Origin of the sequence: Prauserella flavalba, from assembly GCF_003202235.1 — a bacterium.
Lineage (GTDB): Bacteria > Actinomycetota > Actinomycetes > Mycobacteriales > Pseudonocardiaceae > Prauserella_A > Prauserella_A flavalba.
Map to the genome: position 1 here is coordinate 388,457 of NZ_MASU01000002.1, position 12,651 is coordinate 401,107.

Consider the following 12,651-nt stretch of genomic DNA (forward strand, 5'->3'; position numbering starts at 1 on the left):
TGCCCAGGTTCAGGAGCCCATGACCAGGGCGGAGCTGCTCGCGGACGACCCGCTGTGGCTCATCCTGATCAAGGCCGTCGTGCTCATGCTCGTGGGCCCGATCCTCACCGTCGTGCTGATCGTCGGCGAGCGCAAGATCGTCGGCCGCATGCAGAACCGGCCCGGCCCCAACCGCGTGGGCCCGTTCGGGATGCTCCAGTCGATCGCCGACGCGATCAAGCTGCCGTTCAAGGAACAGGTCATCCCCGACACAGCCGACCGCAAGGTGTACTTCCTCGCGCCCGTGATCGCCGTGGTGCCCGCGCTGATCGGCCTCGCCGCGATCCCGTTCGGTCCCGAGGTGTCGATCTTCGGTGAGCGCACGGTCCTGCAGCTCGTGGAGCTGCCGGTCGGTGTGCTGCTCGTGCTGGCCGGTGCGTCGGTGGGCGTCTACGGCATCGTGCTCGCGGGCTGGGCGTCCGGCTCGCCGTACCCGCTCCTGGGTGGCATGCGCTCGGCGGCACAGGTGATCTCCTACGAGATCGCGATGGGGCTGGCGATCATCGGCGTGGTGCTCTACGCGCAGTCGATGGCCACCGGCGCGATCGTCGAGGCGCAGGCCAGCGGCTGGTACTTCTACCTGCTGCTGCCGAGTTTCGTGATCTACCTGATCTCGATGGTCGGTGAGACCAACCGCGCGCCGTTCGACCTGCCCGAGGCCGAGTCCGAGCTCGTCGGCGGTTTCCACACCGAGTACAGCTCGATGAAGTTCGCGATGTTCTTCCTCGCCGAGTACACGAACATGGTGATCGTCTCGGCGTTCGCGACCACACTGTTCCTCGGCGGCTGGATGTTCCCGTTCGTCGGGCTCGACTCCCCGCTCAACCAGGGCTGGTGGCCGGTCCTGTGGTTCTTCGGCAAGATGTCGATCCTGCTGTTCGGCTTCATCTGGCTGCGCGGCACGCTCCCCCGGTTCCGCTACGACCAGTTCATGAAGCTGGGCTGGAAGGTCCTCGTGCCCGCCGGCCTCGTGTGGCTCGTTCTCATCGCGCTGGTGAGGGCCATCCGCAACGACGGCAACGTCTCCACCGGGCAGATCCTCGTGATCGGCGGCATCGCCATCGTGGTGATCGTGCTGCTGACGCTGTTGATTCCGGAGAAGCGCATCGAGGACGACGACTCGGTGCCGATCACCGGAGGCGGCCACCCGGTGCCGCCGCTGGACCTCAAGGTGCCGGAGACGACCCCGCGCAGGAAGGCACTCAAGGCCAAGGCCAAGTCCGCCAAGCGGACCGCCGCGCTCGCCTCGACGAAGGAGGGTTCCGATGGGGATCTTTGATCCGCGCGCGTCGAACACGGCGAAACCTCCGGCGAGCGCGGCCGACGCGGCGCTGGGCTTGTGCGGGACACCCGCGCCCGGGGCATCCGTTATGGGCGAGCCCGAGTACGACCCGGTACGAGGACTTGCCTCCGCCTTGCGAGGCATCCACGTCGATCCACGCTCGCTGATCGGAGGCACGCCATGTTCGACGCGCTGAAGGGCTTCGGCGTCACCTTCGGGATGATGTTCAAGAAGGTGGCCACCGAGGAGTATCCGGAGATCGGCGCGCCCGCGGCTCCCCGCTACCACGGCAGGCACCAGCTGAACCGGCACCCGGACGGGCTGGAGAAGTGCGTCGGCTGCGAGCTGTGCGCCTGGGCGTGTCCCGCCGACGCGATCTTCGTCGAGGGCGGCGACAACACCGACGAGGCCCGCTACTCGCCGGGTGAGCGGTACGGCAAGGACTACCAGATCAACTACCTCCGCTGCATCGGCTGCGGCCTGTGCGTGGAGGCGTGCCCGACCCGGTCCCTCACGATGATCAACTTCTACGAGCTGGCCGACGACGACCGGCAGAAGCTGATCTACACCAAGGAGGACCTGCTCGCGCCTCTGCTGCCCGGCATGGAGCAGCCGCCGCACCCGATGCGGCTCGGCGACGACGAGCAGGACTACTACGTGCACGGCCCCGAACTGGCCCGCGGCCGCGGTGTCCCGTCCGGCGAGACCGTGGAGACGTCCGAAGAGAAGGCCATGCAGTGATGACGCAGAGTGCTCTTTTCCTCGCTCAGGCGGGCGCCGAGGCGACCGTCTCGACCGGGGAGGCCGTCTCGTTCTGGGTGCTGGCGCCGATCGCGGTGGCGGGTGCGCTGGGCATGATCTTCGCCCGCAACGCGGTGCACTCGGCGCTGTGGCTCGTGCTCACGATGCTCTCGCTCGGGATGCTCTACCTGATCCAGCAGGCGCCGTTCCTCGGCTTCACGCAGATCATCGTCTACACCGGCGCGATCATGATGCTCTTCCTGTTCGTGCTCATGATGGTGGGCAGGGAGTCGTCGGACTCGGTGGTCGAGGTGCTGCGCGGGCAGCGGCTCGCCGCGGCCGTGCTCGGCATCGGCGTCGCCGGGGTGCTCGCGGGCGCGCTCACGCGGGCGCTCACCGACGTCACGCCCGCGCCCACGCTCGACCCGTGGTCGCCGGACGGCGGCGGTGCGGGCGGCCTCGGCAGGCTGATCTTCACCGACTACCTGTTCCCGTTCGAGCTCACGTCCGCGCTGCTGATCACCGCAGGGATGGGCGCGATGGTGCTCACGTTCACCGACCGGCACTCCAAGACCGGCAGGCGTTCCCAGCGTGAGCTGGTGGTTGCGCGGTTCCGCGGCGAGTACGAGCGCCCGTCGCCGAAGCCCGGCCCCGGCGTGTTCGCCACCTCGAACTCCGTCGCGACGCCCGCGCTGCTGCCCGACGGCTCCGTGGCGCCCGAGTCGCTGTCCGAGCTCATCGAGTCGACCTCCGCCGCCCGGCTGGAGGCCGAGCGCAAACAGGTGACCGGCGAGACGCCGCAGCCCGACGCACACGCGCTGGTCGGCTCCGAGCACGACGCCGCGAAGCCCGCCGAAGGCGAGAGGGAGGACGGCGACCGATGACACCGACGTACTACCTGCTGCTGTCGGCGTTGCTGTTCACCATCGGCGCCGTCGGTGTGCTGGTGCGGCGCAACGCGATCGTCGTGTTCATGTGCATCGAGCTGATGCTCAACGCCGTGAACCTGACCCTCGTGACGTTCGCGCGCATCAACGGCGACATCAACGGCCAGGTGATGGCGTTCTTCGTGATGGTCGTCGCCGCCGCCGAGGTCGTGGTGGGGCTCGCGATCATCATGGCGATCTTCCGCACCCGCCGTTCGGCCTCGGTCGACGACACCAACCTCCTGAAGTACTAGGGGACCAACCTTGATCGCATCATCGTGGCTGCTGGTCGCGTTCCCGGCGCTCGGCGCGCTCATCCTGCTGGCAGGCGGTAAACGCACCAACGGATGGGGGCACCTGCTCGGGTGCGCGACGGTCATCGCGTCGTTCGTCTACGGCCTGGTGCTGTTCTTCTCCGAGTCCTTCGAGCAGGCCAGTGACACCACCGTCTACTCGTGGATCCCGGTCGAGGCGCTGCAGGTCGACTTCGGACTGCGCATCGACGCGCTGTCCGTGACGTTCGTGCTGCTGATCACCGGTGTCGGGTCGCTGATCCACATCTACTCGATCGGCTACATGGCGGACGACGCCGACCGGCGCCGGTTTTTCGGCTTCCTGAACCTCTTCGTCGCCTCGATGCTGGTGCTGGTGCTGGGCAACAGCTTCGTGACGCTGTACCTCGGCTGGGAGGGTGTCGGCCTCGCGTCGTACCTGCTGATCGGCTGGTACCAGGACCGCCCGTCCGCGGCCACGGCGGCGAAGAAGGCGTTCCTGATGAACCGCGTCGGTGACGTCGGCCTCGCGCTCGCGATCTTCCTGATGTTCAAGTACATCGGCAGCACCGGCTACGAGGAGGTGTTCGCGGGCATCGGCGACGTCTCGCCCGCCGTGGTCACCGCGATCGGCCTGCTGCTCCTGCTCGGTGCCTGCGGCAAGTCGGGCCAGTTCCCGCTGCAGGCGTGGTTGCCCGACGCGATGGAGGGCCCCACCCCGGTGTCGGCCCTGATCCACGCGGCCACGATGGTGACAGCCGGTGTCTACCTGGTGGCCCGCTCGGCGCCGATCTACAACCTCACCGAGGACGGCAGGCTCGTCGTCACCCTCGTCGGTGCGTTCACGCTGCTGCTTGGGTCGATCATCGGCTGTGCCTACGACGACATCAAGAAGGTGCTCGCGTACTCCACGGTGAGCCAGATCGGGTACATGATGCTGGCCGTCGGGCTCGGCCCGTTCGGCTACGCGCTGGGCATCGCACACCTGCTCACGCACGGCTTCTTCAAGGCGGGTCTCTTCCTCGGTGCCGGTTCGGTCATGCACGCCATGAACGACGAGGTCGACATGCGCAAGTTCGGCGGCCTCTACAAGAAGATGCCGATCACGTTCGCGACGTTCGGTCTCGGCTACCTCGCGATCATCGGGTTCCCGTTCCTGTCCGGCTTCTACACCAAGGACGCGATCATCGAGGCCGCGTTCGGCCAGGAGGGCTGGCGCGGCTGGGTGTTCGGCGGCTCGGCGCTGCTGGCGGCCGGGATCACGGGCTTCTACATGACCCGCCTGGTGCTGCTGACGTTCTTCGGCAAGGAACGCTGGCGCGAGACGAAGTCCGCCGACGGCAGGGAGTTCCACCCGCACGAGTCGCCCGCGGTGATGACCGCGCCGATGATCGTGCTCGCGGTGGGCTCCGTCGCCGCCGGCGCGCTGCTGATCAGCGGCGACACGCTCGCCGAGTTCCTCGTGCCGTCGGTGGGTGAGCTGGCCGAGGGCGAGCACGGCGTGCTGCCGCACGCGCTCGTGCCGTGGCTCACCGTGCTGATCTCCGCGCTCGGCGTCGGCCTCGCCTGGATGCTGTTCGGGCGCAGGGACACCGCGATCGAGCGTCCGCAGAACGTGGCCTGGCCGGTGCGGGCCGCGCGCAAGGACCTGTACGGCAACGCGCTCAACGAGGCGCTGGTCGCCACGCCGAGCCTGTGGGCGACGCGCTTCGCGGTGTTCCTCGACAACCGGGGCGTCGACGGCGCCGTCAACGGGCTCGCCGCCGCACTCGGCGGCGGGTCGGGCCGAATGCGCAGACTCCAGACCGGCTTCGTCCGCTCGTATGCGCTGTCGATGCTCGGCGGCTCGTTCCTGATCGTCGCCGCCCTGCTGATGGTGAGGTTCTCATGACCTGGCTTCTGGCCCTGATCCTGCTGCCGCTGGCGGGCGCGCTCGTCGTCGCGGGGCTGCGATCCAACGACCGGCTGGCGACGACGGTCGCGCTCGCGGTGTCCCTTGTGGAACTCGCGCTGATCGTGCCGTTCTGGCTCGCCTACGACCCGGCTGGCGAGCGCATCCAGCAGGCGTCGTCGATGGAGTGGATCCCGACCTTCGGCATCCACATCTCGTTCGGCACCGATGGCATCTCGCTGATCATGATCGCCGTGATCGCGCTGCTGGTGCCGATCATCATCGGCACGCTGAACTCCACCGGGAAGCTGCCGGAGGGGCGCAGCGCAGGAGGATTCCTCTCGCTGGTGCTGGTGCAGGAGGCGCTGACGATCGCCGTGTTCGCGGCGACCGACGTGTTCCTGTTCTACGTGCTCTTCGAGATCATGCTGATCCCGATGTACTTCCTCATCGGCGGCTACGGCGGCGCCAACCGCCAGTACGCGGCGGTGAAGTTCTTCCTCTACTCGTTCCTCGGCGGCCTGATCATGCTGGCCTCGGCGATCGGCGCGTACTCGCTCGCCTCCGACGAGCTGGGCCAGGGCACGTTCGACTGGGCCACCCTCGTCGAGGTGGTTCGCGACGCCCCGGCCAGCACGCAGATCTGGCTGTTCCTCGGCTTCTTCCTGGCGTTCGCGATCAAGGCGCCGCTGGTGCCGTTCCACACCTGGCTGCCGGACGCGGCCGGGCAGGCGCCGATCGGTGTCACCGTGCTGCTCGTCGGCGTGCTCGACAAGGTCGGCACGTTCGGCTTCCTGCGCTACTGCCTGCCGATGTTCCCCGAGGCCAGCGAGCGGCTGGCGCCGCTCGTGCTCGTGCTCGCCGTCGCGGGCGTGATCTACGGCTCGGTGCTCGCGGCGGGCCAGCAGGACATGAAGCGCTTCGTCGCCTACGTCTCCATCGCCCACTTCGGCTTCATCGCACTCGGCATCTTCGCGTTCACGCCGCAGTCGGTGGTGGGCTCGGCGACGTACATGCTCAACCACAGCCTCGCCACCGGAATGCTGATCATCGTCGTCGGCATCATCGCCGCGCGCGGCGGTTCCACGCGGATCTCCGACTACGGCGGCATGGCGAAGGTGACCCCGATCCTCGGCGGCATGCTGCTGATCGCGGGTCTGTCCACCTTGTCCCTGCCGGGCACGAACTCGTTCATCAGCGAGTTCCTGGTGCTGCTCGGCTCGTTCGACACCAGGCCCGTCTACGCGATCATCGCCACGGTCGGCATGGTGCTCGCCGCCGCGTACGTGCTGTGGCTGTACCAGCGGATCATGACCGGCCCCGTGCGTGGCGACGCGCTCGTCGGGGCTGTGGAGGACCCAGCGGCGCGAAGCGCCTCCGTGGTGGGCGGTGGCGGGCGGCGGGTGGGCGGTCCCGGAACGGCGGTGGCTCCCGAGGTCGGGGAGAAGAAGGCCATCCGTGATCTGTCGGTGAAGGAGATCGCGGTACTCGCGCCGCTGGTGGTGCTGATCGTCGGACTCGGCTTCTACCCGAAGCCGGTGCTCGACACGGTCACGCCGTCGGTGGAAGCGACCCTCACAGCGGTGCAGGAAAGGTAATCCCAGCCGTGAACGTTTTTCTCGCCCAGCAGGCGGACCGCATCGACGTGCCCGCCATCGACTACGCGGCCATCCTGCCGATGCTGATCATCCTCGGCGCCGCGTGCATCGGCGTGCTGTTCGAGGCGTTCCTGCCCAAGCACCAGCGGTGGCCAGGGCAGGTCGTGCTGACCTTGCTCGCGATCGCCGCGGCCGGGGTCGCGCTCGGCGCCTACGTCGGTGACTCGCCCGCGCGCGGCGTCACCACGCTGAGCGGCACGCTGTCGATCGACAAGCCCGCACTGTTCCTTTGGGGCACGCTGCTCGCGCTCGCGCTCGGCGCCGTGTTGCTGATCGCCGACCGGTCCATCGAGCCCGGCGGCGCTTTCGTGGCTCAGGCCGGGATCGCGCCCGGCACCGTGCAGGACCGTGCGCAGGTCGGCTCCACCGGCATGCAGACCGAGGTGTTCCCGCTGGCGCTGTTCGCGCTCGGCGGCATGATGGCGTTCTGCTCGGCCAACGACCTGCTGACGATGTTCATCGCGCTCGAGGTGCTGAGCCTGCCGCTGTACCTGATGTGCGGGCTCGCCCGTCGTCGTCGCCTGCTCTCGCAGGAGGCCGCGGTCAAGTACTTCCTGCTCGGTGCGTTCGCGAGCGCGTTCTTCCTCTACGGCCTCGCGCTGCTCTACGGTTACGCGGGCTCGGTGAAGCTCGCCGACATCGCCAACGCGACCGCGGGCACCGACCGTTCCGACACGCTGCTCTTCGCCGGTCTCGGCCTGCTGATGGTGGGTCTGCTGTTCAAGGGCTCCGTCGGCCCGTTCCACACCTGGACCCCCGACGTCTACCAGGGCGCGCCCACGCCGGTGACGGCGTTCATGGCGGCGTGCACGAAGGTCGCCGCCTTCGGCGGGATGCTGCGGGTGCTGGCGGTCGCGTTCGAGTCGACCAGCTGGGAGTGGCGCGGCGTGCTCTGGGGCGTCGCGATCATCTCGATGGTGATCGGCGCCGTGCTCGGGCTCACCCAGACCGACGTCAAACGCATGATCGCGTACTCGTCGATCGCGCACGCCGGGTTCCTGCTCGTCGGCACGATGGCGCTGACCGAGGACGGCCTGTCCGGCACGCTGTTCTACCTGCTTGCCTACGGCTTCACCACGCTCGCCGCGTTCGGCGTAATCTCGCTGGTGCGTGACTCCTCCGGCGAGGCGACGCACCTGTCGGCGTGGGCGGGCCTTGCGAAACGGTCACCGCTGCTGGCAGCCGTGTTCACGTTCCTGCTCCTCGCGCTCGCCGGTATCCCGCTGACGAGCGGCTTCGTGGGCAAGTTCGTGGTGTTCTCGGCGGCGCTATCCGACGGCATGGCCCCGCTGGTGGTGATCGCGCTCGTCTTCAGCGCCGTCGCGGCGTTCTTCTACCTGCGCGTCGTGGTGCTGATGTACTTCTCCGAACCGGCTCCGGACGGACCGACGGTGAGCGTGCCCGGCGCGTTCACCACGGCTGCGATCACGCTCGGCGTGGCGGTGACCCTGCTGCTCGGCGTGCTCCCGGCGTTCGCGCTGAACTGGGCGGGCGCGGGCGGCTTCGCGCTCAGCTGAGGGTGGCCCTCACGGCGGTGAGCCGGGCGGCCAGCTGCCCGGGCTCGCCGGCGAACACCGTGAGGTGCCCGCCGCCCTCGGCGTGGGTGAAGCCGAGCCTGCCGGTGTCGCTGTCGAGGTAGCCGACCGGCGCGGGTGCCTCCACCCGTTCGCCGCCCCCGGCGCGGCGGGCGACGTGCAGGAAGCCCATGCCCCGGGGATTGTCGAGCAGGCGAGCGAGGCCGTCGAGGTCGCCCTTCGGCAGGGAGAACGTCTCGACGGGCGCGGGCCGGTAGCGCGGGAGCTGCCCGGCGAGCACGGTCGGATAGTCGCGGTCGCCGAGTGAGCGCAGGTGAACGGTGCGGTCGCGGTGCCGGGCGAGTACGGCCGAGCGGCCCCGGATCGCGACGAGCACCCCGTACTGCGTGTCGCCACTGCGGATGTGGGCGAAGTACTCGGTGTGCGGCCGGTCGAGGACGTGCAGCACGTCCTCGAAGTCGGGATCGAGAGCCTTGCCGACCGTGAGACCCTGCTCGGTGAGCCGCTCGAACGCCTCGCGGTCGACCTGCCGCGCCGCCGCCGGCGGCACGTAGCGGACGCCGCCGGAGAAGATCGCGTGCGGCTCGCCGCAGCCCGCCCACGTCATCGCCGTGAGCAGGGTGTGCAGCGGCAGCTCCGCCGGCCCCGTCCAGAACACGGACTAGTGGGTCTTGCGCTCGCCGAGCACCGGCGGCGTGGTCTTCTCGACCGGACCCGCGAACGTCTCGTCGGGATCGGGGTTGCGCAGGTAGGCCGGGGGAGTGCGCTCCTTGTCCTCCTCCTTGCCGCGCCCGCCGCCGACGGCGCCCATCGGCATGCCGGTGGCGCCGCGTGCGTTCGCGCCCGTGCCCGGCGCGGTGCCGCCGCGGGCCGCAGTCTCGCCCGGAATCCCGGCGCCGGTGCCGCGGCCTGGCGGTGGGGCGACCTGTCCGCCCTGGCCGGGTGCGCCCGGTGTGCCGGGTGTTGCGCCGGGTAGCCGAGCGAATCCGTTGCCTGTGCCTGTGCCTGTGCCGGTTCCCGCTCCCGTTCCGGGGCGTGGGCCGGCGCCGGGTGCGGGGGCGTAACCGGTGTAGGGATTGGGCGGCGCCCACGGCCCGGTGCCGGTGTTGAGGTGGTTGATGGGCTTGCCGGTGGGGCCGAACTGGTAGTCGGGCGGCGAGGTGACCGGCGGGTTGACGGGCTGGGGCCGGTACGCGGCCGCGTGGGTGCCGTCGTCGGCCGGGGTGCCGCCGGTGTTGCTACTCGTGTCGCCGTCTGGGGTGTTGCCGGTCTGGCTGCCGGTCTGGCCGATGGGTGTTGCGGTGCTACCGATCGGCGTGCCTTGAGGGCTCCCGACGCTCCCGCCGGTGACCGGAGCCCGCTGCACGCCGCCAACGATGGGGGCCGGGGCGGTGTCCCGTGCGGCGGTGGCTTCCCTGCCGGTACCGCTGTCGATGAGGCTGACGGGTGCGCCGAGGTCGGCAAGGGAGGCATAACGTGCGGGCATGGTCTCGCCGTTGGCGGTACTGGCCTGGTGGTAGGCGCCGAAAGCCTGCACGTTGGCCTGGCTGTCGGCGTTGTACTGGTCGAGTTTGGCCTGATAGGAATTCTCACCCTGCATGAAGGAGACGAAGTCGTCGGCGGTGATGGCAGGCGGATCGGCGGAAACGGGAACCACGCTGTTGCTCACGGTGCCGAACGCGCTGATCTGATCGGTGACGGCCCGATCCGCGATGTCGAGGTACTTACTGTCCACATCGGACGCCTTGGCGAGTGGCCAGGCGGCATTGGCGGCGGCACTCCCACCCTCACCCTGCCAGCCGGAGTCGATCTGCCCGGCAAGCTTGGCAACCATGTCCGCGCAGGCCTCGAGTTCCTGGCGGAGGCGGTATGTAGCGTCGCCGGCCGCCGTCAGCTTCGCGGCACCGCTGCCGCCGGTGATCTGTTCGTAGATCTCCGCGGCCGTCAGTGGCCCTTCGACAGCCATGTCAGCTCCTCGCTTGGATATTGCCGATGACGGCGGTTGCGACTTCTTCCGCTGCTTCGCAAGGGTCAACGTTGCCTATCGCCCGCTGGCTCAGGTAGATGTTGATGTCTACCGTTGCGTCGTTGCTGGTTCCGACACGGACCGCGCACTCTCCCTGATCACGGCTGTCGACCCCGTCGTAGGCCACGGCGGGATATCCGTCTGCGATCAGGTCGAGTTCCTCGAAGAACGCGTACTCGGATCGATGGGCGTAGAGCGCCGACAACCCCTTGCTGCTCAGCTCGGGGAAAGTGACCACGATTCCGGCCCGGACGTTGTCGCTTTCGGTGAACCATGCGCATTCCGGGCCGTTAGGTCCGTCCGGGCGTGCCTCGGGTTGAATTCCCGGGCCGAAATACTCTTCGATCTGCGCGCTCGAGATGGTGTCACACGGAGACTCGGTGAAGGCGGAGATGTTCAACGGGTTCCTGACCTCAGGTGCGTCGGCTGGGCTGCTGGTTGATGACGACGCACTGGCGCTCGGCGCTGACCCCCGGGTGCTCGGGCTGGCATCACCGGGTTCCTTGCCGGAACACGCTGCCAGCGCTGCGGCTGTGGCTACGACAAAGGCAATCTTCGGCCACCGCCGCATCAGAACTTCCCCCCGTCGCTTCTGATCTCGGTCGAAGCTTCGTCTTCTTGGTTCAGGTACGCGCCACTCGCTTCGCGGAATCGTTCCGCCATCGTTCGGCAGTATTGCGCGCGCTGACTCAGCGTTTCTCGCAGGGCGACCCCGGAGGACCGTACTTTCTCGGCGTTTCCCTGGCTGGCGTACTCAAGGCCGGGCCCGTCGGCTTCGATGAGGAAGCTTGCGTTGCGTTCGGCATCGGTGAACCGTTCCGCCAAGCCCTGCCACGTTTCCGCTATTCTCCCGAGCTGTTCCGCGTCGAAGGCGAAGCCTGGGCCTTGGTTCGGGCCGCTGCCGCCTCCCTGGGACGCCCACGGGACCGTGCCGCCGGACTGGTTCGGTTCGGGGTCCTGCGGGGTCGGCACGTAGACCTTCGGGTCCGGCATGGCATGCCCCCGGATCTCCCTGGCCATCGCGCCCCCTCCACTATGACCGTTACGTCGCGAATACGCTCTGTGCCCGTCCTCGCAACGTAGCACGCTATCCACCCTCGCACCGGCGTTTTCCCAAGGTTGGCGCGCAAGCGCTTGCGCCGACATGTCGCCAGCATCACGATTCCGCTGGTCCAGAGGGTCATCGACCGTTGATCCGTTGCCATTAGGCTGGTGGCGATCGTTACCCAGTGCCGAGAGGGCGGAACCGACGTGTCAGTGCGTGATGGCGCCATCGACGACTTGCGCGCCGCGGTCGGGCTGCAGATCGCCGACGAGGAACTGCTCCGTGACCTCGCCGGCGGGCTGCGCGACGTCGAGGAACTGCTCCACGAGGTGGTCCGCAGTGACGTCGAGGCCGTCAACGAGGCCGCCCGGCACCTGGTGGAGGCCGGTGGCAAACGCTTCCGTCCGCTGTTCACGCTCCTGGCGTCCCAGTTCGGCAAGGGGGGCCGCGAGGCGGTGATCACCGCGGCCGCGGCGGTCGAGCTCGTGCACCTCGCCACGCTGTACCACGACGACGTGATGGACGAGGCCACCATGCGCCGCGGCGCCCCGAGCGTCAACGCCCGCTGGGACAACACCATCGCCATTCTCACCGGCGACTTCCTCTTCGCGCACGCGTCCCGCCTCGTGGCCGACCTCGGCACCGACGCGGCGCGCATCACCGCCGAGACGTTCAGCGAGCTGGTGACCGGTCAGATGCGCGAGACGGTCGGCCCCCGCGACGGCGAGGATCCCGTCGCGCACTACCTGTCGGTCATCGCGCAGAAGACGGGTTCCCTGATCGCCACGGCCGGCCGCTTCGGCGGAATGCTCTCCGACGCCCCGCAGGAGCACATCGACGCGCTGCGCCGCTTCGGCGAGATCATCGGCACCGCGTTCCAGATCTCCGACGACATCATTGACATCGACTCGCCGTCCCACGAGCTGGGCAAGTCTCAGGGCACCGACCTCCGCGAGGGCGTGCGCACGCTGCCGATGCTGTACGAGCTCGCCGGGGACCGGCCCGACCCGAGGCTGGCCGAGCTGCTCCGCGGCCCTCTCGACGACGACGCGCTGATCGAGGAGGCGCTCGGGTTGCTGCGCACGTCGCGTGGTCTCGAGCGCGCGAGGGTCACCCTTTCCGACTACGCTCGGCGCGCGAGGACGGAGCTGGCGGCGTTGCCGCCGTCTCCGGCGCGGGACGCCTGCGAGTCGGTGGCCGACTACCTCGTCGCACGCACCCACTAGGGAGGACAGC

General features: G+C 68.9%; 12 protein-coding genes. 8 read left to right on the top strand and 4 right to left on the bottom strand.

What is annotated here, in order from left to right; all coding sequences use genetic code 11:
• Positions 1 to 19: 19 nt before the first annotated feature.
• From nuoH to nuoN, 7 genes are all read left to right on the top strand, one after another.
• Complete coding sequence (nuoH, locus tag BA062_RS04240; protein WP_110334686.1) at positions 20 to 1,318, top strand: NADH-quinone oxidoreductase subunit NuoH; 1,299 nt, start codon at positions 20 to 22, stop codon at positions 1,316 to 1,318.
• 183 nt (positions 1,319 to 1,501) lie between these two features.
• Positions 1,502 to 2,062, top strand: a complete 561-nt coding sequence (gene nuoI / locus BA062_RS04245) for an NADH-quinone oxidoreductase subunit NuoI (protein ID WP_110334687.1) — start codon at positions 1,502 to 1,504, stop codon at positions 2,060 to 2,062.
• Entirely contained in the window at positions 2,062 to 2,946 is an 885-nt protein-coding gene (locus tag BA062_RS04250; protein ID WP_110334688.1) for an NADH-quinone oxidoreductase subunit J, read from the top strand. The genes nuoI and BA062_RS04250 overlap by 1 nt, the downstream gene beginning before the upstream one ends.
• Entirely contained in the window at positions 2,943 to 3,242 is a 300-nt protein-coding gene (gene nuoK / locus BA062_RS04255; protein WP_110334689.1) for an NADH-quinone oxidoreductase subunit NuoK, read from the top strand. Before BA062_RS04250 ends, nuoK begins: the two co-directional genes overlap by 4 nt.
• Positions 3,243 to 3,252: 10 nt before the next feature.
• Entirely contained in the window at positions 3,253 to 5,151 is a 1,899-nt protein-coding gene (gene nuoL, locus BA062_RS04260; RefSeq protein ID WP_110334690.1) for an NADH-quinone oxidoreductase subunit L, read from the top strand.
• A complete protein-coding gene (locus BA062_RS04265; protein WP_110334691.1) occupies positions 5,148 to 6,749 on the top strand; it encodes an NADH-quinone oxidoreductase subunit M in 1,602 nt (533 codons plus the stop codon). Before nuoL ends, BA062_RS04265 begins: the two co-directional genes overlap by 4 nt.
• Positions 6,750 to 6,757: 8 nt before the next feature.
• Positions 6,758 to 8,326 carry an NADH-quinone oxidoreductase subunit NuoN gene (nuoN, locus tag BA062_RS04270; protein ID WP_110334692.1) on the top strand — a complete coding sequence of 523 codons (1,569 nt, stop codon included), beginning with the start codon at positions 6,758 to 6,760 and terminating at the stop codon, positions 8,324 to 8,326.
• Here the strand turns inward: nuoN and BA062_RS04275 are convergent.
• Genes BA062_RS04275 through BA062_RS04290 form a run of 4 tightly spaced genes read right to left on the bottom strand, consistent with a single transcriptional unit; the run spans position 8,319 to position 11,390 of the window.
• On the bottom strand, positions 8,319 to 9,002 hold the full coding sequence (locus tag BA062_RS04275; protein WP_245959668.1) for an ESX secretion-associated protein EspG: 684 nt from the start codon (positions 9,000 to 9,002) through the stop codon (positions 8,319 to 8,321). The two genes, nuoN and BA062_RS04275, sit on opposite strands and share 8 nt — an antisense overlap.
• A 3-nt stretch (positions 9,003 to 9,005) precedes the next feature.
• The gene (locus BA062_RS04280; RefSeq protein ID WP_110334693.1) at positions 9,006 to 10,310 is read right to left on the bottom strand and encodes a hypothetical protein; all 1,305 of its coding nucleotides are present in this window, start codon (positions 10,308 to 10,310) and stop codon (positions 9,006 to 9,008) included.
• Between the two features lies 1 nt (position 10,311).
• The gene (locus BA062_RS04285; protein ID WP_110334694.1) at positions 10,312 to 10,941 is read right to left on the bottom strand and encodes a DUF3558 domain-containing protein; all 630 of its coding nucleotides are present in this window, start codon (positions 10,939 to 10,941) and stop codon (positions 10,312 to 10,314) included.
• Positions 10,941 to 11,390 carry a hypothetical protein gene (locus BA062_RS04290; RefSeq protein WP_210406756.1) on the bottom strand — a complete coding sequence of 150 codons (450 nt, stop codon included), beginning with the start codon at positions 11,388 to 11,390 and terminating at the stop codon, positions 10,941 to 10,943. Before BA062_RS04290 ends, BA062_RS04285 begins: the two co-directional genes overlap by 1 nt.
• Positions 11,391 to 11,621: 231 nt before the next feature.
• Between BA062_RS04290 and BA062_RS04295 the strand changes: the two genes are divergently transcribed.
• On the top strand, positions 11,622 to 12,641 hold the full coding sequence (locus tag BA062_RS04295) for a polyprenyl synthetase family protein (protein ID WP_110334695.1): 1,020 nt from the start codon (positions 11,622 to 11,624) through the stop codon (positions 12,639 to 12,641).
• Positions 12,642 to 12,651 lie beyond the last annotated feature (10 nt).

Bases quoted from the DNA above. Each gene is read 5' to 3' on its own strand.
- nuoH (WP_110334686.1), top strand. From the start codon at position 20: ATGACCAGGGCGGAGCTGCTCGCGGACGACCCGCTGTGGCTCATCCTG.
- nuoI (WP_110334687.1), top strand. From the start codon at position 1,502: ATGTTCGACGCGCTGAAGGGCTTCGGCGTCACCTTCGGGATGATGTTC.
- BA062_RS04250 (WP_110334688.1), top strand. From the start codon at position 2,062: ATGACGCAGAGTGCTCTTTTCCTCGCTCAGGCGGGCGCCGAGGCGACC.
- nuoK (WP_110334689.1), top strand. From the start codon at position 2,943: ATGACACCGACGTACTACCTGCTGCTGTCGGCGTTGCTGTTCACCATC.
- BA062_RS04265 (WP_110334691.1), top strand. From the start codon at position 5,148: ATGACCTGGCTTCTGGCCCTGATCCTGCTGCCGCTGGCGGGCGCGCTC.
- BA062_RS04280 (WP_110334693.1), bottom strand. From the start codon at position 10,310: ATGGCTGTCGAAGGGCCACTGACGGCCGCGGAGATCTACGAACAGATC.
- BA062_RS04285 (WP_110334694.1), bottom strand. From the start codon at position 10,941: ATGCGGCGGTGGCCGAAGATTGCCTTTGTCGTAGCCACAGCCGCAGCG.
- BA062_RS04290 (WP_210406756.1), bottom strand. From the start codon at position 11,390: ATGGCCAGGGAGATCCGGGGGCATGCCATGCCGGACCCGAAGGTCTAC.